21 protein-coding genes are annotated in these 20436 nt (G+C 68.4%); 11 read left to right on the top strand and 10 right to left on the bottom strand.

Annotation, left to right across the window (positions count from 1 at the left end; translation table 11 throughout):
• Window positions 1-4: 4 nt before the first annotated feature.
• Both cbiE and EV375_RS20925 read right to left on the bottom strand, forming a co-directional pair.
• A complete protein-coding gene (gene cbiE, locus EV375_RS20930) occupies window positions 5-1261 on the bottom strand; it encodes a precorrin-6y C5,15-methyltransferase (decarboxylating) subunit CbiE (RefSeq protein WP_130300835.1) in 1257 nt (418 codons plus the stop codon).
• Window positions 1262-1441: 180 nt separating this feature from the next.
• Window positions 1442-1966 (bottom strand): GTPase domain-containing protein, encoded by a 525-nt coding sequence (locus EV375_RS20925; RefSeq protein ID WP_130300833.1) that lies wholly within the window; start codon window positions 1964-1966, stop codon window positions 1442-1444.
• Window positions 1967-2404: 438 nt separating this feature from the next.
• On the opposite strand from EV375_RS20925, the gene EV375_RS20920 reads away from it, so the two are divergent.
• From EV375_RS20920 to EV375_RS20905, 4 genes are read left to right on the top strand one after another with little or no spacing between them, the layout of a single operon-like run.
• Window positions 2405-2854: a hypothetical protein gene (locus EV375_RS20920; RefSeq protein WP_130300831.1), complete on the top strand. Its 450-nt coding sequence runs from the start codon at window positions 2405-2407 to the stop codon at window positions 2852-2854.
• Between the two features lie 55 nt (window positions 2855-2909).
• Window positions 2910-3422: a hypothetical protein gene (locus tag EV375_RS20915; RefSeq protein WP_130300830.1), complete on the top strand. Its 513-nt coding sequence runs from the start codon at window positions 2910-2912 to the stop codon at window positions 3420-3422.
• 41 nt (window positions 3423-3463) lie between these two features.
• On the top strand, window positions 3464-4228 hold the full coding sequence (locus EV375_RS20910) for a thioredoxin domain-containing protein (RefSeq protein WP_130300828.1): 765 nt from the start codon (window positions 3464-3466) through the stop codon (window positions 4226-4228).
• Window positions 4225-5139, top strand: coding sequence for a cytochrome c biogenesis CcdA family protein (locus EV375_RS20905; protein WP_130300826.1), 915 nt, complete (start codon window positions 4225-4227; stop codon window positions 5137-5139). Before EV375_RS20910 ends, EV375_RS20905 begins: the two co-directional genes overlap by 4 nt.
• Before the next feature lie 514 nt (window positions 5140-5653).
• Here EV375_RS20905 and EV375_RS29830 read toward each other — a convergent pair.
• A complete protein-coding gene (locus EV375_RS29830; RefSeq protein ID WP_486588613.1) occupies window positions 5654-6019 on the bottom strand; it encodes a hypothetical protein in 366 nt (121 codons plus the stop codon).
• 343 nt (window positions 6020-6362) lie between these two features.
• Here EV375_RS29830 and EV375_RS20895 point away from each other — a divergent pair, with 343 nt between their 5' ends.
• Window positions 6363-7277 (top strand): hypothetical protein, encoded by a 915-nt coding sequence (locus tag EV375_RS20895; RefSeq protein WP_130300822.1) that lies wholly within the window; start codon window positions 6363-6365, stop codon window positions 7275-7277.
• Between the two features lie 447 nt (window positions 7278-7724).
• Here the strand turns inward: EV375_RS20895 and EV375_RS20890 are convergent, their stop codons facing one another.
• Window positions 7725-8147 carry a hypothetical protein gene (locus EV375_RS20890; protein WP_130300820.1) on the bottom strand — a complete coding sequence of 141 codons (423 nt, stop codon included), beginning with the start codon at window positions 8145-8147 and terminating at the stop codon, window positions 7725-7727.
• A 552-nt stretch (window positions 8148-8699) separates the two neighbouring features.
• On the opposite strand from EV375_RS20890, the gene EV375_RS20885 reads away from it, so the two are divergent.
• Window positions 8700-9620, top strand: a complete 921-nt coding sequence (locus tag EV375_RS20885) for a protein kinase family protein (protein WP_130300818.1) — start codon at window positions 8700-8702, stop codon at window positions 9618-9620.
• Between the two features lie 78 nt (window positions 9621-9698).
• On the opposite strand, the gene EV375_RS20880 is transcribed toward EV375_RS20885, so the two are convergent.
• Complete coding sequence (locus EV375_RS20880; RefSeq protein ID WP_130300816.1) at window positions 9699-10454, bottom strand: class I SAM-dependent methyltransferase; 756 nt, start codon at window positions 10452-10454, stop codon at window positions 9699-9701.
• Window positions 10455-11234: 780 nt separating this feature from the next.
• Between EV375_RS20880 and EV375_RS20875 the strand changes: the two genes are divergently transcribed.
• Window positions 11235-11888, top strand: a complete 654-nt coding sequence (locus EV375_RS20875; RefSeq protein WP_130300814.1) for a hypothetical protein — start codon at window positions 11235-11237, stop codon at window positions 11886-11888.
• Window positions 11889-12258: 370 nt separating this feature from the next.
• Here the strand turns inward: EV375_RS20875 and EV375_RS29225 are convergent, their stop codons facing one another.
• Window positions 12259-12432 (bottom strand): hypothetical protein, encoded by a 174-nt coding sequence (locus EV375_RS29225; RefSeq protein ID WP_165434784.1) that lies wholly within the window; start codon window positions 12430-12432, stop codon window positions 12259-12261.
• 137 nt (window positions 12433-12569) lie between these two features.
• On the opposite strand from EV375_RS29225, the gene EV375_RS20870 reads away from it, so the two are divergent.
• Window positions 12570-13433 carry a hypothetical protein gene (locus tag EV375_RS20870; RefSeq protein WP_130300812.1) on the top strand — a complete coding sequence of 288 codons (864 nt, stop codon included), beginning with the start codon at window positions 12570-12572 and terminating at the stop codon, window positions 13431-13433.
• Between the two features lie 153 nt (window positions 13434-13586).
• Here the strand turns inward: EV375_RS20870 and EV375_RS20865 are convergent, their stop codons facing one another.
• The 4 genes from EV375_RS20865 to EV375_RS20850 form a co-directional block, all read right to left on the bottom strand.
• The gene (locus EV375_RS20865; RefSeq protein WP_130300810.1) at window positions 13587-14420 is read right to left on the bottom strand and encodes a hypothetical protein; all 834 of its coding nucleotides are present in this window, start codon (window positions 14418-14420) and stop codon (window positions 13587-13589) included.
• Between the two features lie 173 nt (window positions 14421-14593).
• Window positions 14594-15613, bottom strand: coding sequence for an ATP-binding protein (locus tag EV375_RS20860; protein WP_130300808.1), 1020 nt, complete (start codon window positions 15611-15613; stop codon window positions 14594-14596).
• Window positions 15604-17718, bottom strand: coding sequence for a Mu transposase C-terminal domain-containing protein (locus tag EV375_RS20855; RefSeq protein WP_130300806.1), 2115 nt, complete (start codon window positions 17716-17718; stop codon window positions 15604-15606). Before EV375_RS20855 ends, EV375_RS20860 begins: the two co-directional genes overlap by 10 nt.
• Complete coding sequence (locus EV375_RS20850) at window positions 17684-18460, bottom strand: TnsA-like heteromeric transposase endonuclease subunit (RefSeq protein ID WP_130300804.1); 777 nt, start codon at window positions 18458-18460, stop codon at window positions 17684-17686. The genes EV375_RS20855 and EV375_RS20850 overlap by 35 nt, the downstream gene beginning before the upstream one ends.
• Window positions 18461-18712: 252 nt before the next feature.
• Between EV375_RS20850 and EV375_RS20845 the strand changes: the two genes are divergently transcribed.
• The 3 genes from EV375_RS20845 (at window position 18713) to EV375_RS20835 (ending at window position 20430) form a co-directional block, all read left to right on the top strand.
• Window positions 18713-19246: a helix-turn-helix domain-containing protein gene (locus EV375_RS20845; protein ID WP_130300802.1), complete on the top strand. Its 534-nt coding sequence runs from the start codon at window positions 18713-18715 to the stop codon at window positions 19244-19246.
• Window positions 19247-19273: 27 nt separating this feature from the next.
• Window positions 19274-19957, top strand: coding sequence for a hypothetical protein (locus tag EV375_RS20840; RefSeq protein WP_486588612.1), 684 nt, complete (start codon window positions 19274-19276; stop codon window positions 19955-19957).
• Window positions 19958-20103: 146 nt separating this feature from the next.
• Entirely contained in the window at window positions 20104-20430 is a 327-nt protein-coding gene (locus EV375_RS20835; protein WP_055484406.1) for a DUF2516 family protein, read from the top strand.
• Window positions 20431-20436: the final 6 nt, after the last annotated feature.

Raw genomic sequence — 20436 nt, 5'->3', positions numbered from 1 at the left:
CAGGTCAGGTCGGGTCAGCGGCGATGCCAGGGGGCTTCTCGACAGCCCACTGGGTGACCGGCATCGCCTGCCGCCACCCGGTGAAGCCGCCCACTGGCGCGGCGTGTGCGACGGACAGCCGCACGAGGTCCCCGCCGTGCCGCTTGTGCCACTGGACGAGCAGGGCCTCCGACTCCAGCGTCACGGTGTTGGCGACGAGCCGCCCGCCGGAGCGGAGCCCGTCCCAGCAGGCTTCCAGCAGGCCGGGCGCGGTCAGTCCGCCGCCGATGAACACCGCGTCGGGGGTGGGCAGTCCAGCCAGGCCTTCCGGTGCGGCGCCCGTCACCACCCGCAGCCCGGGCACGCCGAGGCGGTCCGCGTTGCGCACGATGCGTTCCGCGCGTACGGGGTCACGCTCCACCGCCACGGCCTCGCACGAGGGGTGCGTGCGCATCCACTCGACGGCCACCGAGCCGGAGCCGGACCCGACGTCCCACAGCAGCTCACCGGGAGCGGGAGCCAGCGCGCAGAGCGTGGCGGCGCGCACGTGCCGCTTGGTGAGCTGCCCGTCGTGCTCGTACGCCTCGTCCGGGAGTCCGGGAGCGGCGCCGAGCCGCGGCTTGCCGGGTGTGCGGCGGCACTCGACGGCGACGATGTTCAGGGCGTCGACGGGCGTGCCGGGCCACTCGTCCGCCGCCGCGGACGGCGTGACGCGTTCTCCCCCGCCTCCGAGCTGTTCCAGCACGCGCATGCGGCTCGGCCCGAACCCGCGCTCCCGCAGCAGCTCGGCCACCTCGCCGGGAGTCTCCGTGCCCGCGCTGAGCACCAGGAGCCGCCGTCCCTCGTGCAGGACGGCGGCGAGCCGGGCGGCGGGACGCCCCACGAGGGTGACGACCTCCGTGTCCTCCAGCGGCCAGCCCAGCCGGGCGCACGCGTACGAGACGGACGAAGGGTGCGGCAGCACTCTCAGCCGCCCGGGGCCGAGCTCCTCGGCCAGCAGCCTCCCGATCCCGTAGAAGAAGGGGTCGCCGCTGGCCAGGACGGCGACTCGGCGGCCGGCGTGCGCCGCGATCAGGCCGGGCACGGCGGGGCGCAGCGGCGAGGGCCAAGTCACCCGCTCCCCCTCGCACTCGGGCGGCAGCAACGCCAACTGGCGCCGGCCGCCGATCAGTACGCCGGCCTCGCCGAGCGCCGCCCGCGAGGTGCCGGGAAGCCCGTCCCAGCCGTCCGCCCCGATCCCGACGACGGTCACGGCCGGCGCTGCCGGGGATGCACTGGTCACTGCCTGATTCCTAGGGCTGACGGGGGCCTCCGAACTGGAGGCGCGCTGAGCGGGGGACCGAGCCGCACTCTACTGAGCGCGCGCTCCACACCCCCGCCGGGGCTCCGCCACGCGGCGGCCCTGCCCGCCTGCACCGGGGGTGGTCGCCACCTGAACCTGTTCTCGCGCGGCGGGCCGACCTCAGCTCTTGACGGCCTCGGCGATCTGCTTGGCGGCCTGGGCCGGTGTGATGTGCGTGGTGTCGACGACCTCGGCCTCGCCGTGCAGCCATGTGCGGGCCGCCTCGGCGTATGGCTCGAGGTACTCGAGACGGAACGGGGAGTTGGGGCCGACGACAGTGTCGCCCGCGATGCGCCCGAGGAGAATCTCCTGGTCGGCGTGGAGGACGAAGTGCCGTACCGGGATGTCATGTCGGGCGAGGCCCGTGCTGATCTCTCGCCAGTACTCCTCGACCAGGACGGTCATGGGCATCACCAGAGCGCCGCCGGTGTAGTCCAGTACGCGGCGGGCGGTCTCCACCACGAGCTGCCGCCACGGCGGCCAGTGCTGGAAGTTCCCCGTCTCGGGCAGCGCAGGCGTGATGTCCATGAGCGTCTGGCCGACCTTCTCGGCGTCGAACACCCGCGAATCCGGAATCAGTTGCTGCACGAGTGCGCTGGTCGTCGTCTTGCCCGCACCGTGGGTGCCGTTCAGCCATACGATCATGAGAGGCCACGCTAGCGCGGCGCGGCTGCGCGAGGGCGGGCTTGCCGGTCCGGGCCGCGGACCACCTGCCCTCGAGCGCGCTGTTCCGGCGGCCCCGCACCCCGGCTCGGGACGTCCAACGCACAGTCCGGCGAGGACTCGGACCGGGGCCGGTGCACAGTCCGCGGCCGGAGGGGACCGGCCGGAGTAGACCGACGGGAGGGGACCGGCAGGAGGGGAGCGGCCCGTCTCGCCCCGTCCTCCCGCCGCAACCGTCCGTCGGCGGTTCGCGTACACCGTCCCGGCCGTCGCTGCGGGGTGGCCACCACCGCAACCCCCGTTCCCTCTGCTCCGACCATTCGAACCGGTACGAATCCCGCCACGGCCGGTCGGCGGACGGGGCTCCCTGGCGGCGTCGTCCGGTCGGCTAGGCTGCCGCACGAGAGGAGAGGAGCAGCCGTGAGTGCTTCCGGACGTCGCGTGAACACCGCACATCCCGTGCTGCGTGCCGTCCTCGCTCTCCTCCTGCTCACCGTCGGCCTGAGCTGCGCCGGGATCCCCGTGTCACCGGATGCCGGCCCACGCGCCGTGGCGGAGGCGGCCGGCAACGACTCGGCGGCCGGTCCCGGGCGTGAATCTGTTCCCACCGTGCGGATCGACGACGGTTCGGGGACAACCGACGGAGCCACCGCCGGGAAGCGCGGCTGCAGCAAGAAGCACGCCGTCGACGCCGAGGCCCCGGCGCCCAGGCAGGCTCAGCAGGAAGCACCACCCCACGTCCTCGTCACCGTCGCTGCGGACGCTCCCTCCCCCTCGGGCCGTCCGGGCGCAGATTCCGTCCCCGGGCGGGGCGGCCCCGCACCGCCGTCAGTCCCGTCACTTGAGGCCCTTTCCGTTCTGCGGGTGTAGGCCGCGGACTCCATCCCGCGCGCACTGACACATCTCGCGAACGGAGTCATTCCGCATGCCTTTCTCTCCCAGGTCCCCTCGCCGGGCTGCTCCCAGGTCCCCTCGCCGGGCTGTCAGAGCTCTGGCCGGCTGGTCACCGACCCGATGGGGAGCCGCCGCCGGCGGCGGCTTCTGCACCACGCTGCTGGTCGGCCTGCCGACGGACGTCCTGCCCAACCCGCTGTTCTCCCGGTCCGTACCGGTGCAGTGGTGGAACTACCCCACGCTCGCAGTGACCGCTGTGCTCGCCGGCGTGGTGCTGGCCACCTACGTCCGTGAACCGGCCTCCGGGGGCGTGCCCACCGGCGGCGGCCGCTTGACGGCCGGGGGCGTTCTGTCCTTTTTCGCGGTGGGCTGCCCGGTCTGCAACAAGCTCGTGCTGCTCCTGCTCGGCACCTCCGGCGCGCTCACCTACTGGGCACCGCTGCAGCCGCTGATCGCGGTGGCATCGGTCGTCCTGCTGGCCGAAGCGGCTCTGCGCCGCCTTGCCGCGATGGACGCGTGCCCCAGCACGACGTCCCCGGCCTGAGCCTGCGCCCCCACCACTCCACACTTCTCCGGAGCTCTCTCATGCCCATCACCCTTGAGCCGGTGCGCCGTCGGCGCATCATCCTGGCCACCGCCGTACTCGCCTCCGCACTCACCGCCTCCGCCGTGCTCCTGACCACTGACCAAGACAGCCGGACCAGCGGGGCGAAGCAGCCCCCACGCGCCCACAGCACTCCGAGCACCGGCCCCGACGCCCCCGCCGGCCAAGACCCCGATCTGCGTCGTCTGGCCCGCCGGGAAGCCCACGACTCCATGGCGAAAGGCAGGCGTGACGCGCCGGTCGTCCTCATCGAGTACGCCGACTTCCAGTGCCCCTTCTGCGGACGCTTCGCACGCGAGACCGAACCGGAACTCGTCCGCGAATACGTCCGCAAAGGCACGCTGCGCATCGAGTGGCGCAACTTCCCGGTCTTCGGCCAGGAGTCGGAACAGGCCGCCCTCGCGGCCTGGGCTGCCGGCCGGCAGAAGAAGTTCTGGGACTTCCACAAGCTCCTGTACTCGCAACCACGTGAGCGGAACTCCGGCACCTACACCAGTGACGCCCTCGTCGGCTTCGCCCGGCGCGCCGGAGTCCCGGACCTGAAGAAGTTCCGCCTCGACATGGACAGTTCCTCCGCCCGCAAGGCACTGGCCCGGGACAGGGAGGAAGGCTACGGCCTGGGCGTCACCAGCACCCCGGCCTTCCTGGTGAACAACACCCCCATCCTCGGAGCCCAGTCGACCCGGACCTTCGAGGACGCCGTCGAGAAGGCCGCCCGGCAAGCGGGAAAGGAGACCGCACGGTGAACGACATCGGCTACCTGGCGGCTCTGCTCGGCGGTCTGCTCACCCTGCTCAGCCCCTGCAGCGCCCTCCTCCTGCCGGCCTTCTTCGCCTACTCCTTCACCACGCCCACGCGCCTCGCCGTACGAACAGCGCTGTTCTACGCCGGTCTCTGCGCGACTCTCGTCCCGCTCGGAGCGGCCGGTTCGTATGCCAGCCGCGCCTTCTACGGACACCGCGACATCCTCGTCGCCGCCGGCGGCTGGACCGTCATCGCCTTCGGCGCCGCACAGATCCTCGGCCTGGGCTTCGGCTCCCGCCGCCTGCAGCAGGCCGCCACCGCGCTGCGGCCGGTCTCGCTCGCCTCGGTCTTCGCCCTGGGTGCCGTATACGGGCTGGCCGGGTTCTGTGCAGGTCCCGTCCTCGGCGGCATCCTCACCGTGGCCGCTCTCGGCGGCAGTCCCTGGTACGGAAGCACGCTCCTCGCCACCTACGCGATGGGCATGGCCCTGCCCCTGTTCGTCCTCGCGCTGCTGTGGGACCGCTTCGACCTGGGCCACCGTGGCTGGCTCCGCGGACGTGCGATCAACGCCGGGCCGCTGAGACTTCACAGCACCTCACTCGCCGGAGGAGCCATGTTCATCGTGCTCGGCGCACTGTTCCTCCTCTTCGACGGCACCTCCGCCCTCCCCTCCCCCTTGGGCACCGACACCGAGTTCGTCATCGAGGAACGCCTCTCCCGCCTCGGCACCGCCGTCTCCGACCGCGCACTGCTCCTGGCCGCAGCCGGCGTGGCCTCGGTTGCAGCCGCATCCGTGCTCGTACGCGGCACCAGGCGCCGGGGCCCCCGCCACACCGAGAAGGTTCCGACGGAGCGGGGACCACAGGATGAGGACGCGACGCCTCAGACGCATACCAAGCCGTTCCGGCAATGAGGATGCGCACTGCGTCTGGCGTGCACGTCGGAGCGAAGTCCCGGCGGGAGGCCACGCGTTCCCGCCGGGCCGGTCCCTTCCGGGTGTGACCGTGCAGCGCTCCGCCGTACCAAGGACGCGGGGAGGTCCACATCGCGCCGGTCCCTTCTCAGCGCTCGCAGGCTGAGTGCTCGCAGCCCGCGCACCTCCGACGCGGAGCGGCCGAGTGCTGAATGACTGACAGCGCGCTGCCGTGACACGGCTGATGCAATTCGACGAAGAGATCTGAACAAATCCTCAGCACCATGAATTGGACATCGCAATACCACACCCGCAAGGAGGGGCGCACACGAGAAAGGCCCACAACCGCAGCACGAGGTGGCGCGGGGGAAAACAGCTCGCTGTCCGGCAGGAACAGTCACGCGAAAATCTCTGGGTGATTCAGCATGGAACCGATGAGGAACCGCAGGCGGGTCGGAGCGTTCCGCCTCTTACTGGTATTCACAGTGGGAGTCGCGTCCATCGTAGTAGGTATTTACGCACACCGGCAGCACCGGCCGTATGAGAACGGAATTTCCGCGACCGGCACGGTGACCGGGGTGAAACGGGATGTCAGCTCGGACGGGGTGACGTACGGGCGGATTTTCACTTTCACCACTCCGAACGGCCGGAAGGTGTCGGTCGCTGAATCCGAATATCGCAGCGCGCGACCGGATGTGGGCGCCAGTGTCCAGGTCTCGTATCTCAAGTCCGACCCACGGTCCGCGCGAATCGTGGAGACGAGCTTGCTCATGCCCGTCACATTCATTGGGATGGGGGCTCTGGTCACATTGGCGACCCTGGCGACTTTCGTTTCCAGGCGGCCGCAATAGCTCACATCTCGTTCGGCTTTTTCGGCCATCTCCGTAATGGCTTACGGCAGATATCCGCCACACCGCCCGGCGCACACTCACCTTTCGACGCTCGACGCCCCCGGCTGCGGCGTCAACCCCCTCGCTCCACGCGGCGTCATCACTGTCGTCGGGGCCGTCTTCGATCCGGCCGGGCTGATGAATCCGACGGCAATGCGCGCGATGCCGCGGCGGCGACTGCCACCACCGCCCGTACTGCGACCCCGCTGATGCGCGGGGCCGTACGCCGCGCATCGCCTGGGCTCCGGTCCGTACCGCTGCCGCCCCGGCCAGGCGCGCGACTCGGTCATGAGTCGCCGCGGTGACAACGGCTCCGCCAGAGAAGGCACTCCCATGAACCGGCCGAACAGACGCAGCACCGTCGTGGGCCTTGCGGCACTGGGCGCATCGGTGATCGCAGGCGGTACGGCGTACGCGCGATCTCCGCTCAGCCCGCACCCGCAGGACCCGCCCCTGTGCGTGGTCACCGGGGAGGACGGCTTCTCCGCCCCGGAGAGGGCCCCCGAGGGAGCGGTGGCCTTCCGGTTACGCACCACCAGCCCGCTGACCGGCGCCGTGGGCCTCGCCCGGCTGCGGGAAGGCGTGAGCGAGGCGGACTTCCGCACCCGGCTGCGACGCGTCTTCGCCACCGAGGGGCAGGAGAACATCGAGGCGGCCAGGGCCCTCATGGCCGCCGCCGAACTGCACGGCGGCGGCTTCACCCACGTCGGCACGGACACCGGCTTCACCGCACAGCTCGATGCCGGACGGTATCTGCTGCTGGAGTTCCTGGACTTCGAGGGCGACCGGGGCCGCAACCCCGCACCGGGCCAGGAATACCTCCGCCCCCTCACCGTCCACCCACCGCGCACCGACACCTCGCCCGCTCCGCCCTGCGCCACGCTCACCGCCGTGGACATCCCCGGCCGCGGACCCCGGTTCGCCCTGCACGGCCAGGTCCGTCCCGGTCGGCCGCTGCGCTACGTCAACCGCATGCGCGACCAGGTCGACGAACTGGTCCTCTACCCCGTGCCCGACGACTCCGTCACCGAAGAGGACATCCAGGCGTTCTTCGACGACCCCGGAGGCACCCCACCGTTCGACATCGGCCGGCAACTGGGCACTCCACCCCTCTCCCCCGGCCGGGGGAGAGCCCTCACCCCGCCCCTCACCACCGGGCGGTACGCGGCAATCACCTGGGTCACCAGCATCCGCGACGCCCGGCCCCTGTCCGCCCACGGCCAGCACCGCATCATCACCGTGCGCTGAAGAGGCCGTTGCCGCACATCACGGGCAGTCCGCGATCACGAGCCGGTCACGGCCGGGGCGTGTCCGCAGAGTCCCGTCCGGGCCACTCGTCGGCCTCGGACTTCACCTCCCCGGTTGTCCGGCCTGGAAGCCAGCGGACTCGCCCCTCATCCCGACTCGGGTCGCCCAGCGCACAGTTCGGCAGGACCGAACCGGGCTCGGCGGCGGGCCACGGATCAGAAGCGGCTGGGCAGGCTGACCAGTCTCGCTGGAGATGAGGCATGTTGAGGCCCTGACCTGGGCTGGTGGCACTGGCGTTTGTGCCCGGGGCGCGCGCCGGGCCCGGTGCCGGCCGCGGCCGCGATGTCGGACCTGAAGGCGCTGCGGGCCGCGTGACCGGTTCCGGGCGCCCGCCCGCCCCGGTGGACAGGGCCCGGGCGGGCCCCGGGCCGGGGCCCGCCCGGGGGGTCACTTCTTGTGGATGGGGACGGAGGGCGAGTCGTACTCGTTGTGGGCGCCGGGATCACTCCGGTGGACGGCCATCACCCTGGCACCGGCCTTGTCCTCGTAGATCCGCACGTAGTCCGACTTGCTGCCGTCGTCCTTCTTGAGCAGGTCCCAGTGTGCGGGGTCGGAATGGAAGCTCCCGACTCCCGGCACATCGAACGTGATCACCCACTGGTCACCCACGGTGGGCTCCATGTAGTGGGCCTCGAGGCTATCCGCGGTGTGCGTGCCTGCCGCGATCGCCGACCAGCTCTTCTCCTCCCTTGTGGGAGGGGGATCGTCCTTGATGCCGCGCACATGCACGAGTATTACGTTGGCTATTTTCACCTTGAGGTCGTTGTGTACTGCCAGGTACGCCGTGTGCTTGGTAGAGGTGACAGTCATCGGGACCACTCCCCTCACTGCTCGGATGGTTCGTCCCTCCCGACGCTAGGCCGCCCGGGTGCACCCCGCAGCCGGGCGGCGTCGCCGCAGGCCGGGGCGGTCCGGCGCCCCGCCGGAGGCTGGATGTCCCGGTGACCGGCCGGTCACCCTGGGCACCATCCGGCGGAGGATCTTTCGGACCGATCCGGGCGGCCGTCCTGCTTCCGGCGGCGGATCAGCAACCGGGCGGCCCGTCATCAGCTCCGTGAGATGCTGTCCCGTCTCGATAGAGCTGGGACACCACGATGCGCTGACCTGGGGTGGCTCAGATTGAGTGAGACGCACCAGACATGTGCGTCTCACTCAATCTGAGCTGACGGCACCACGGGCAATATGAGCGCGGTCTGCGAGCACACGCAGCTGCTCTGGCGGCGCTCGCGGTCTTGCTCCCGGGCGTCCGATGGCCGTGACGCGCGGTGTCGTCTGCGGATTCGATCTGTGTCCTTCGCGGTGGCTTGTGCATTCGTTGCGGCTGTCCAGATCGATTTCTCTGTGTATGGCACAGTCCTCTCCATGTCGTTGTCTGATGTGCCGGACTGGCTACCGGCCTGGTGCGTGGACCAGTTGGGGAGTGAGCCCGTCAGCCTGCTGTTTGAGTTGCGGTCGATCTCGGCGGTGTTCGGGCTGCGTCTGGCCGGTGGACGGGACGTCGTGGTGAAGGCGCGGGAGGACGACGGGCGTGTTGCGTCGTGTGTTGCCGCGCAGGCCCGTTTGGCGGAGCGAGGATTTCCGTGTGCCCGACCGCTCACGCCCGCGGTCGGCGTCGGTGCGCTGGCTGTGCACGCCGAGGAGTCTCGGTCCGGCGGTGAGCTGCTGGGTGGCGATACGCCGGACGTCGCCGTGCGCTACGCGGAGGTGTTCGCCCAACTGATGGTCGAATTGGCTGACGTGACGGTTGACCCGCCGCTGCCAAACCCGCGCTGGGTGCGTTGGGACCACGGGGATTCCGGGCTGTGGCCGACGATTGAGTTCCTCGATGGGCGAGACCAGAGCGCCGTGCCCGCGTACGTGGTCGACACAGCCGCCAGGGCCCGCAAGCGGATGTTGACCGCTGACCTGCCGTGCGTGCTGGGCCACGCAGACTTCGAAGCACAGAACCTTCGCTGGCACGACGGGACCGTGTGGGCCGTACACGACTGGGACAGCCTGGCGTGGCAGCCGGAGGCGGCGCTGGTAGGTGCGGCAAGCGGAGCGTTCGCCAGCGCCTCGCCGCCGACCCTGGCCTCCATTGAGAGCTCTTCCGCGTTCCTGGCGGCTTATCAGAATCTCCGGGGACGCCGGTTCACCGTGGAGGAGCAGGAGATCGCGTGGGCGGCCAGCCTGTGGCCGGCGGCGCACAACGCCCGCTGGGAGGCCCTGCACGACGCACCCTTCGTCTCCGGTGACGCCGTCCGCGCACAGGCAGCCGAACGTCTCCGCCGAGCGAACGCCTAGCTGTGTTGAACCATTCGACGCTTTCCCTCATCAACTTTGACATGAGGGCTTCGTAGCTAATGTCCTGACATAGAACATCTAGCCAACGTCAATCGAAGGTTGAGCTACTGCTGGACGGGAGGCGAGGAAGACGAACTCCTTGCCGGGCCGATCGGGGGCGTCGCGCACGTCCTCCACTACATACCCTTGCGCGACCAGGTCCCGTTCGACTTCCTGCCGGTCACGGAACCGCAGTGTCGAATCCGACGTCAGCACCTGCCCGTCCGTGGAGAAGACATAGGTCCCGCGGAAGGTCACGAGAGGTCCGTCGACCTCCGTCACGTCCAGCCAGCTTTCCACGGCGCCGGCTCCGGGAACGTTCATCACCCTGTGGGTGGCCTCACGGTTCCATCCCTCCCAGGCGCGCTGGGCCGGGTCCCGTGTCTCGAAGACCAGACGCCCACCTGGCCGTAGCGCTTCGTAAGCGCCGCGCAGGGTCGCCTGCCACGACTCGGGGTCGACGATCGCTTGGGCGACGTTGGCAGTCATCGTCGCGAGGTCGACTTGGAGAGGGGGAAGTGAGGCGGCGTCACCGCAGACCCACTGGACCCGATCGCTGCCCGGCTTGGACAGGGCAACGTTGATGGACGCCTGGGCGGGGTCGACACCAACGACCTTGATCCCGCGATCAGCTAGGAGGAGGGCGAAGACGCCTGTGCCGCAGCCGATGTCCAGGACGTGCCCCGCCTCGAATTCTTCCGCGAGGTCGAGGTAAGCATCCAGATCCCTGCGATCGGGATCGAGCGGATCGTAGAGCGCCGCCAGCCGCGGATGTCGGAAGCCTTCGTCAGCCATGGGCCGACGGTAGCGGGCAGGGAAGTCAAACGTCCCAGCACTTACCGTGCGTGGGATGGAGCACGGCGGAGCATCCCTCGCATCAGTTTTGGCGGGAACCGATCACGCGGATGAATGTCCGCCAGGTTCCCCAGCATCACGATTTCCTGGTCAATGGCCTCACTGACCCTATGGGCGAGCCGCGTGATCTCGTCCTTGAACCATGGGATCGCGGTTGTTCTCAGGGATCGTTCGGCCGGGAGCCGTCTTTCGAACTCCTCGCGAAAGAGCCGGGACTCGCGCTCGCCGCCAAGGGCACGCTTACGCCAGAACGATGACGCGAAGAGCTTGGTGATCTCAACGGTCTCTGGGTAGAGAGTGGAACGACCGTAGGAAGCCGAGCACAGCGGCGGGTCAGAAAGAGCGAGACCGATCAGCAGATGGCCAAAGTTGACTGAGACGGACGGCCAGATGGTTCAGGTAGACCGAGACTGGTCCACCTTCAGCGAGACGGAACAGATGCCACTGCCAGCTGACCAGTCTCGCTAAAGATGAGGCATGCTGAGGCCCTGACCTGGAGTGCCTCAGGTTGAGCGAGACGGCTCAGGTTCGGCCGTCTCAGTCGAGGTGAGGCACTCGGCGACAGCTTCCACCAAGACGCCAAGTCCTTGGCGTAGCCAGGCTTTCGTGAGGGCGCGCGGGGTCGCGGTCCACGGGCAAGGCGCGATGGGTGCGACTGCCGCAGCTCTGGCTTTCCTCAAAACACCCGTGCCTGGCCCGGTCTCCGTCGACCCTGGTGTCATGACGTCCGATTGGGCAACCGCCGTTGCGGCCCTCGCCAAAGCGCCCAGGCCCGCCGCACCCAAAGCCTCGGGTTTCCTGTCTTCCGAATGGATCACTTCGGTCGCTGTTGCGTCCCTCGTCGGCGCCCTCGTTGCAGCGCTCGTTACCGTTCTGCTCGCCCGCCGCCGGGAGAAGTTCGACCGGACGGAGAAAGAGAAGGAGCGGGCGCACGACCGGCAACAGGAAGTCGGCAAGGCAGCCACCGCGTACGTCGCCGCTGTCCACGCATTCCGGTCCGCAGTCACGCAGCACAAGATGGCGCCGAACATCTCGGGGGTCGACGCTGTCGAGCTGCGCAAGCGCCGTGACGAGACCATCGCTCAAGCCGCCGAGGTCCGCATGTCCGCCGAGCCGACTGCGCACGGCAAAGAGCAGATAGACGCCTGCATCGACGCCGAGGTGCAGTGCAGCAACCTCATGGAGTCCCTAGCGCCGAGCGTCTCCCCCGGCGCCTGGGAAGCAGAGCTCGAGACTCTTGGCCAGGCCCTGCAGATCTTCGAGACCTACACCCTCCGCCTCCGATGGGAGATTAGGGGCCACGGCCCAAAGTTCGTCGAGCCGCCCGCCGACACTCCCGCTGCTCCGAGTCCTTCAAGAACCTGCGCGCCGTAGAGCTGGACACCGACGCCGACGGGCGCCCGCTGCATTGGCGACATCACCCGCGCAGCGCCCATCCACAACAACGCCTGGACATCAACTCGTTGGAGAAACCTCGCTGAGTCCGAGATGCCAGACGAGCTGATGGAGCGGGTTGGCAGGAACTGCAACGTGGACGAAGGACTGCTATATGCCTCCTCGCCACGAGAGAAACACGGTCGTCGAGGTTCAGACCAGGCGGCGACTCTGAGGGTTACGGCTTCAGCAGCCAGGACTTGAGAGGGAGTCCGCGAGCGTCATCCCATTTACTCAGCGAAGTCCATCGCGTACCGGACCGGGGAGATCGCTTGGCTGATCAGCTCGGTTCTGCCGAAGCCGAAGAGAGTCACCGACGGACGACGACGTGCAGGAAACCGGCGAAGGCGATCGCCACGGTTATCCCGGCGCCCAACCCCTCCTTCTGTCCGACCAACACGCCGGCACTCCCGCTGACCAGAAGGATGACGACCCAACGAAGTGACAGGCCTTCGCCCTCGGGTCCGTCCTCACCTGCGCTCACGCTGTTGCCCACTCTCAAAGGCGACCTCGACGCCTCCCGAAGCTGGCCCGGGAGGCGTCCTTTGCTGTTCAGCCTTCCGCTTCGAGGCGCCGAACTCTAGGCTTTGAAGCCGACAACATGGGAGGGGGGTTATCACTTTGGCGGAAGAGCAACCCACGGAAGAGCAACCCATTGCTGCCCGATCGTTCGTCGGAGATGGCACTTCGGGATGGGTATACGGCTTCGCCAGTGGCGAGGAACTGGTTGACGTCACCTACTCAGACGTCCCGGGGCCCTGGACCTACCACGTCACGGGGCGGATGGTGCACGGAAGGCCGGCAATCACCAGCCTGACCATCGCGCCGCGAGACGCCGACAATCCTGAGGCGATCACGCGCGACACCGTTCGCCGTGCACCGACGGGAACCATCCTCGGACGAGTCAAGAGCGCCTTGAGGGAGAAGTGGAGCAACAAGGTCACCGATCTCAACCGTCAGGCCCGCATCCAGTCGATCAAGAACGGCCGATCTTGGCCGGCCGAGCACTTCATGCAGGTCGCCTGGTTCTGCATCGACGCGGAGTTGAGCGATCAAGCACCACGGCAGGTCATCGCAGATCAGTGGGGAGTCAGCGAGGTTACAGCCAGCCGTTGGCTCGTACGCGCGCGAGATCTCGGCTACCTACCCGGCTACCCCATCTCGCCCTCAACCGACCGCTTCAACAAACGTGATCCAACGGAAGCGACCCGCATGATCGAGGAAAGGATCGTCGAAAAGGTACTTCGAGAAGGACTCACGGGGGCTCATGGCTCATCAGCCGTTCCAACTGCGGTCGGCGCAATCCTCCACCGATCCATTTTCGGACCGTCGGAGGAGGCCCAAGGGATGCGGACAGAAATCTTTGTTGAGACTCTGACACGGATGACCGAGGACTATCCAGACGACCAGATCCGAGCAGCCGCACAGCTCCTCTTCGACCTCTTGGCGCCGTCACACGAGCCTCCGAGCCAGAGGTCCAGTTGATCGGTCGCGGCCCGAGCGTAGATGCGGGCGCTCGTGGTTGCAGCAGTTCAGGAAGCCCACGAGTGCTGCCCCACTGAATGGCCCCGTGGGTTCAAGAACAGGCTCTTAGTTCACGCGCCGACCCCGCCTGACGATTCAGACTGGATGTCGTTGTTATCGCCCGTGGGACGGTGTGCGCCGAAGGATCTCGCGTGCGACGTGCAAGGGGGAAGGTTCCTCGGGGTGGGCCTCCGTGTACCGCGCCAAGGCGACGATCTGTTGCTCGACGCGCTCGTTGATCCTTTGCGCCAATTGGACAAGCTCAGCTTCGAACCATGGGATTGCAGTGGTTCTCAGGGGCCGCTCAGGGGGAAGGCGCCGTTCGAACTCTTCGCGGAAGAGTTGTGCTTGGCGCTTGTCACCGAGGGCCTGGCAACGCCAGTAGCGGGATGCGAAGAGCCTGGTGACCTCGACGACATCCGGGAAGACGGCAGCCTCCCGGCCCATGTATCGGCGATGCCACTCGGATTTGTGGGCGGTGATGAGGTGGGCGCGACGTTGCACTCGATCGGCCGAGTATCCGTGCTTGGCTAATTCGCGATGGAACTCCGCGCACTCTGCGTAGACAGGGAGAGTCCTGCGATACCGCCCCTTACGGCAGAGACGGTTGAGAACGCGTTGTGCGTGGACGACCTCGGGAGTTCTGAGGAGGCTGTACTGCCCGCCGGCAGGGCTGTCGAAGCTGTTCTCGAAGAGGGCGGTGTTGTTGCCGGTCCAGTGACGATGCTTGACGCACAAGTGCTGATGGTCGCGAACGCCCCAGACTTCCACCCTCCAGTTCATGCGGCCTGTTCGGGCGGCAACGCAGAGCTGGCAGGCCCAGGATCGAACAAGGCGCGTGAAGCCGTCCTCGAGTTGCAGGCCCGGGGTCGCCAGTTCGGGCAGCGCTCGCTGCAATGCCCTCGTGTCTTGTCCGCTCCGGGCCGCCAGCAGGTTCAGCTCATCCATAGGGGCTTCTGCTCGGTAGAAGCGGCGAAGTACGTACCTGCCGGGTCGAAATGTGTGAGCCATCTTGTTGAGCAGGGCAAGACGGGATGTGTAGGACTTCACGGTCTCGTTCGGGAACGGCGGCGTCGTGAGTGGAAGCCGTCGCGCTTGCCCGAAGAGGTCTGTGGGGGCGTTCATGCCGACTTCCGGTAGACACGCTCACTCGCGTGGTCAACGTGGATCGCATGCAGCTGGCGGCGGGTGATGCGTTCGCTGCCGTCGAGGATCGCGGTGATCGCAGCGAGGCGGATCAGGTGGGAGAGGCTGCCGATCATGCCGCTGGTGCGCTGGTGGAGGTAGTCTGCCAACGCAGCCAGAGTGCCGTCTTTATGGCGGTATAGCTGCAAGGTGGCCTCCATCTGCGCCACCAGGCCCTGCCACTCGGGGCCCTTGGGGAAGGGGCCGGTGTGCAGGAGCGTGCACCGCCCCGCGATCTGGTCACCCCGGATACCGGTGAACAACCCGGAGTTCTCGACTGCGATCCCTGCATAGATGAACGTGGCCGGCAAGTGCTCGGTGAAGTACTTCAGATGGTCTGACAGCTCCTCCCCGGCGGTGGTGGCCAGGTTCAACAGGTGGATCTCGTCGACGAGGACAAGGTCGGTTCGGGCCTCGATGAGGACTTCGCAGACGGCGTTGGTGACGTCCGCGGTATTGGTGCGCGGAGTGATCGAGGGCAGGCCGAGGAAGCGGGCGAACTCCATGGCGAGTTTTCGGGGCGATCCCTTGGGCGGGGCGGTGACGTAGACGACCGGGATGCGTCGGCTGTTGGGATAGCGCTGCCGGATGCGCAGTTCGTGCAGGCGCCCGAGCTGCTTGAGAGCGGTGGTCTTCCCTGTGGTGCGCTCGCCGGAGATGATCAAGCCGCGTCGAGCACCCTGTTCGCGCCGGTTCAGCAAAGTCAGCAGCCTGCCCTGGTGAGCCACCTCCTTGACGGTGGAAGTGCGCACGACCTGGAATTCGGAGTGATAGTCCATACGGGCCTCGTTGTAGACGTCGCGCTCGTCGTCGCCCATGGCCTCCAGTTGCTCAAGCGGGACGAGATCGAAGGGCACGTGGTCCGTCTCGACGAAGCGACGCCACCCGCCCAGGGACGAGGCCGGGTCGACCCGCTCGTCGTCCGGCACAGGTTCATCGGCGGTGTTCACACCCATCGTTTCGCCTCCTCACGGGCGTCGAAGATGCCCAGTGGCACCACCTCAGCCACCTCCTCGTCCTCGTCTGCGGCTTCGGGCTCCGGTCCCGGTGCGATCGGTGGTCTTTCTTCTCCTGCCGGTGGTTCGGGACGGGGCCAGGCTGGTGCGCTGGTGGCCTTGGTGCGGGCGGCCACCTTGCGGTCGCGGCGCTCGTCCGTCCGGCCTCGTTTTCGGTTCCGGCGGGTGGGGCGCTCTTCGGGGCCGTCCGTGGCCCGGTCGAGCAGTTCGGCGGCAGCCTGGGCGACTTCGGCCTCCTGTGGCTTGCGCTGAGCGCGTTCGGTCAGCACTTGGTGGGCACGGTCGAAGACCAGCTCGCCCATCGGAACGGGCGAGGTGCGCAGGTGGCGCCAGGTCGCGGTGATCCATCCCTGTCCGCGGTGGTTGCGTACCCAGATGCAGGAGATGTCGTAGGGGTCGTAGTGGACCTCCCAGAGCTTGCCGTCCGGTCCGGCTCCTGAGGGTTGGCGCCGGTAGGGGCTCAGTTCGCGGGTGTCGTAGGTGCGGTTGTTGATCTGCACTCCGCTGGTGCCGATGACTCGTCGCTCGCGGGGCATGAGCTGGATGTACTCCTCCGGACTGAGCGCGATGGGCACGTATCCTGCTGCCGCCACCAGCGCGGCGTACTTCTCGTTCGGGCTCAGCGGCCGGTTCGGCATCAGCGGGTCCCGCAGCCCGTCGTGCGGCCTGGTCTGCCAGACGGCGACGCACCATTCCTGGAGTAGTTCCTGGAGTTCGTGGATGGACCAGGCCGCCTGCGCGGCAGGGTCCTTCCCGCGCATCTCCGCGCTGCGGCCGGTATAGCCGGCTACGTACTGGGCGAACATCGTCGCCACTGAACTCAACGTCCGCTCGACGTGCGGTTTGTCGGTTGGGGTGTCCGGGTGCGCGGGCTGGAACGAGATCCCCAAGTGGCGACAAGCGTTGCGGAAGTTGTCCGAGATGTATGCCTTGCCGTGGTCGCTGACCACTGTCTCCGGGACGATCACCGGCTTCGCGGCGGCCTTGTCCACCCGCTCGTCGAGAGGCAGCAGTGAGACGTAGGGCAGCACCGACCGCGACATGCGCAGCGCGTCCGGCCAACCCGGCCGCATTGGCTCCGGCGTCATCGCCCGCGCGAGCAGCAGTGCGGCGTCCACCGCCTTCGTCGACGGCCGCAGCACGACCGCCGCCAGCGTCCTGGTGGCCACGTCCACCAGCCCCGTCATCTCGCAGCGGTCCACCGTTCCGTCGTCGTGGACAACCATCACGTCGAGAGGTGTGGAATCGATCTCCATCACCTCGCCCGGACGGGCCGCCGTCAGTTGTCCGAACATCCGCTTCGGCTGCTTGCCCAGCGAACGGCGGGTGCGGGCGGACCCCAGAAGGTGTTGCCCCCGCGAAACTGCGTCCAGCAGCCGGTAGAACGTCGCCCTGGAGGGCATCGGGACCGCTCCGGTGCCGTGCTCCGCGGCCAAGAGCCGTGCGACCTGGCGGCGCAATACCTGGGCGGACACCGTCGGCTCGTCCGTCCGACTGCTGACGACCTGCTCGATCGCGGCCACTACCCGCGGATCGGCCCGGCTGGTGCCGGTCGAGGGCTTGATCAGCCGCCGGTCCACCAGCCCCACAACCCCTTCCCGCTCGAACCGGGTGCGCAGCCGCTGCAGGGTACTCAAGGCCACTTCCTCGCCTACCGAGCGCAGTTCGGCGAGCTTGTTCAGCTCCCGCTGGCGCACCGAGTGCACGTTGGGGTCGTACTCGGGCCTCACTGGCGTGCCCGGATCAGCGTCCGGGCGGCCCGTCGTCAGCTCTGTCAGATGCCGCTGCCACCACCGTGCCCGCTCGGCGGCTTCCTCGGGCAGACCGTCCAGCACCCCTTCCGCGGGCAGCGGCGGACGGGCCGGGCCGGTGCTGAGCACTGCAAATCCGTCGGAGGCCAGCAGGTGCCCCAAGAGCACGACGCCTGCGGCCTGGGCGTCGTCGACCAGGCGGACAGACGTGCCGTGCAGGGCAGCGACGGTGTGCTCACGCCCGTCATAGCGGACCCGATCACCCAGCGACAGCAGCTGCGGACGCGCCGGCATCGCGGACCACCTCCTTCACGGCCACGGACGCCAGCCGCACCATCGTCGCCGCCGACAACCGCTCGCCCTCAAGTTCCACGGCCAACTCGCCGCGCCAGATGAGGTGATAGAGCACCGGCAGGATGGCGACCGGATCGCCGACCGATCGAGCCCCGGCCACCAGGCCGTGCGGCTCGGTGAACACCGCCCGCAGAGCTTCGGCCGCCGCCTCATGCCGCACTCGCGGGTGCCGGTAGCCCGACAGCCAGCGCAGATTCGCAGCGAATACCGGATCGAGCACCCCGACCCGCGCGTAGCCCCAGCCCACCCGGGCGCAGGCTGCGGCCGTGACCGCGAACTTCGCGGCATCCTCGGGCTCGATCCGCTCATCCGGCCGCACGTCCAACACCACGCCAGTGCCGTCCCGGCGGCGCACGAAGAAGTCCGGCGAGTGCCTGATCCACCGGCTCCGGCCGGTGTACCGCCACGAGAGCCGGAACGGCTGCGAGGCCAACCCGCACACCTCCGGCTCGGCATCCAGCCGCATCAAGTGGGCGAGCTCGACCCACGACTCGTAACCCACCAGGTCGGCGCAGGTCGCAGCCCAGTACCAGCCCGGGAAGTTGCGCTGTCCCCGGTACGAAGTGAACGAGCGCACCTGTCCGGCCACCTCGAAACGAACTGGCCACATCACCTCAAGCGGCCCGCCGCGAAGTTCTCCCCGGGCGTCCGCGTACTCCAGCCAGAAGTCCTCCGCCTCCACCAGCTACCCCCAACTCAGTGCTGACCTGGCGGAACGAACGTAGAAGCAGGAGGAAGCCCGCACCTCAGATTGATCGAGACACAGCAGCAGATGCCCGAAGTTGAGCGAGACGAGCGACCGGATGCCTCACGAAGACCGGGACTGCCTCAACTTCGCAGAGACGGGACACCAGCTGGCCGGCGGATGTTGCAACAGACACACTTGCAAGCAGGGTGCTTGCAAAAGTTAGCAACTCCGGGCATGGTGGGAGCCATGGCTTCCCTGAACGTCGGCAATGTGGGCGAGTTCCTGCGCGAGCAGCGGCGCAACGCCAAGCTCTCGCTGCGGCAGCTCGCCGACGCCGCCGGGGTGTCCAACCCGTACCTGAGCCAGATCGAGCGCGGCCTGCGCAAGCCGAGCGCCGACATCCTCCAGCAGCTGGCCAAGGCCCTGCGGATCTCGGCCGAGACGCTGTACGTGCAGGCCGGAATCCTCGACGAGCGGGAACGGGACGATCTGCTGCAGGTCCCGGCAGCGATCCTCGCGGATCCGTCGATCAACGAGGGCCAGAAGCAGGCGCTGCTGCAGATCTACGAGTCCTTCCGCAAGGAGAACCTCTCCGCGCAGCAGAACGGCGCCGGCCGGGACGCCCATAACGGCGAGCGCGCCGGCCGCGGCCGCGGCAAGGGCACCGGGGATGCCGAGACGGCCGGAACGACCGGAACGGCCGAGGAGGGCGAACAGGCCGAGAAGGCAGGGAACGCCGGGGAAGACGAAGCCGAGGCCACAGGGGCCGACGCCCGATAGAAGTCAGTCCACAGGGAGAGACCTCTCATGCCCAGCACGAACGACATCCGCAACACCCTCACCGACCCCAAGCCCCTCTACTTCGCCGCCGGAGTCATCGACAAGATCCGCGAGGAGGCTCCGGAGCGCATCGCGGCCGTGCGTGCGACCGACCCCAAGGAAGTGCAGGCGCGCTTCTCGAAGCAGGCCAAGGAGACGCAGGCGAAGGTCAGCCAGACCCTGGGCAGCATCGACACGGACATCAAGAAGCTGCGCGAACAGGCACAGCACTTTGCCCTGCAGAGCGTGGGCATCGCCGCGGAGTACGCGGTCAAGGCCCGCGAGGCTTACGACGAGCTGGCCGACCGGGGCCGCGGCGCCGTGAAGAACTGGCGGAACGAGGAGACCGGCACGGCCGAGGTGACCGTCGAGCGCGAGCCGGTCAAGGTCGCCGAGCCGCCGGCCACGCCGCGGGGCGGTACGAAGTCCGGGGCGAGCGGCACGGCGCGCACGACCGGCACGACCGGCACCGCCGCCAAGCCCGGTACGGCCGGCACCACCGGCGGCACGAAGAACGGCAAGGCTTCCACCGGAGCGGCCTCCGCCGCCGGGAAGAGCGGCGCTGCCGGTAAGACCACCACCGGCAAGAGCACCACGTCGAAGCCGGGGACGCCGAAGGCCAACGGGAGCGCCAACGGGAGCAAGAAGACGCCCCCGCAGTCCGGTTCCTGAGCCCGCGCCCGCCCCTTCGTGACCGAGCCGTTCGCCGGGCCGGACTCCCGGTCCGGCGAACGGGTACGGTGGCATGACGAGCGGCGCCACAGCAGGCCGCCGGCCAGGTCGCTCACGGATTACGGACTCGCAGGGATGTGGACGACATGATGCAGGGGTTCCAAGGACTGCTGTGGGTGATTTCCCTGGTCCTGCTGGCGATGGCGGTGTTCGCGTTCATCGACGGCGCAATGCGCAGGACCGACGCCTACCCCGCCGCCGGCAAGCAGACCAAGCCGTTCTGGCTGATCATTCTCGGCCTCACGATCGCCGTGAACATCTACCCGATCGTCTTTCTGCAGATCGCCGGTCTGATCGCCACGATCGTCTACATCGTCGACGTCCGTCCCGCGCTCAAGCAGGTCATGGGCAACGGTCCTCGATGGGGCGGCAGCAGCAGCGACGGTCCCTACGGGCCGTTCAACGGCCGCTGAACGCGG

It is taken from the genome of Streptomyces sp. CNZ301, assembly GCF_004217425.1.
The sequence above is the reverse complement of the archived record's forward strand: the minus strand, read 5'-3'. Positions and strand labels throughout refer to the sequence as shown.

What these genes read in the sequence shown, in the direction of transcription:
- EV375_RS20925 (WP_130300833.1), bottom strand. Translation starts at nt 1,966, where the DNA reads ATGATCGTATGGCTGAACGGCACCCACGGTGCGGGCAAGACGACGACC.
- EV375_RS20915 (WP_130300830.1), top strand. Translation starts at nt 2,910, where the DNA reads ATGCCTTTCTCTCCCAGGTCCCCTCGCCGGGCTGCTCCCAGGTCCCCT.
- EV375_RS20910 (WP_130300828.1), top strand. Translation starts at nt 3,464, where the DNA reads ATGCCCATCACCCTTGAGCCGGTGCGCCGTCGGCGCATCATCCTGGCC.
- EV375_RS29830 (WP_486588613.1), bottom strand. Translation starts at nt 6,019, where the DNA reads ATGGCCGAAAAAGCCGAACGAGATGTGAGCTATTGCGGCCGCCTGGAA.
- EV375_RS20895 (WP_130300822.1), top strand. Translation starts at nt 6,363, where the DNA reads ATGAACCGGCCGAACAGACGCAGCACCGTCGTGGGCCTTGCGGCACTG.
- EV375_RS20890 (WP_130300820.1), bottom strand. Translation starts at nt 8,147, where the DNA reads ATGACTGTCACCTCTACCAAGCACACGGCGTACCTGGCAGTACACAAC.
- EV375_RS20885 (WP_130300818.1), top strand. Translation starts at nt 8,700, where the DNA reads ATGTCGTTGTCTGATGTGCCGGACTGGCTACCGGCCTGGTGCGTGGAC.
- EV375_RS20880 (WP_130300816.1), bottom strand. Translation starts at nt 10,454, where the DNA reads ATGGCTGACGAAGGCTTCCGACATCCGCGGCTGGCGGCGCTCTACGAT.
- EV375_RS20875 (WP_130300814.1), top strand. Translation starts at nt 11,235, where the DNA reads ATGACGTCCGATTGGGCAACCGCCGTTGCGGCCCTCGCCAAAGCGCCC.
- EV375_RS20865 (WP_130300810.1), bottom strand. Translation starts at nt 14,420, where the DNA reads ATGGATGAGCTGAACCTGCTGGCGGCCCGGAGCGGACAAGACACGAGG.
- EV375_RS20860 (WP_130300808.1), bottom strand. Translation starts at nt 15,613, where the DNA reads ATGGGTGTGAACACCGCCGATGAACCTGTGCCGGACGACGAGCGGGTC.
- EV375_RS20855 (WP_130300806.1), bottom strand. Translation starts at nt 17,718, where the DNA reads ATGCCGGCGCGTCCGCAGCTGCTGTCGCTGGGTGATCGGGTCCGCTAT.
- EV375_RS20845 (WP_130300802.1), top strand. Translation starts at nt 18,713, where the DNA reads ATGGCTTCCCTGAACGTCGGCAATGTGGGCGAGTTCCTGCGCGAGCAG.
- EV375_RS20840 (WP_486588612.1), top strand. Translation starts at nt 19,274, where the DNA reads ATGCCCAGCACGAACGACATCCGCAACACCCTCACCGACCCCAAGCCC.
- EV375_RS20835 (WP_055484406.1), top strand. Translation starts at nt 20,104, where the DNA reads ATGATGCAGGGGTTCCAAGGACTGCTGTGGGTGATTTCCCTGGTCCTG.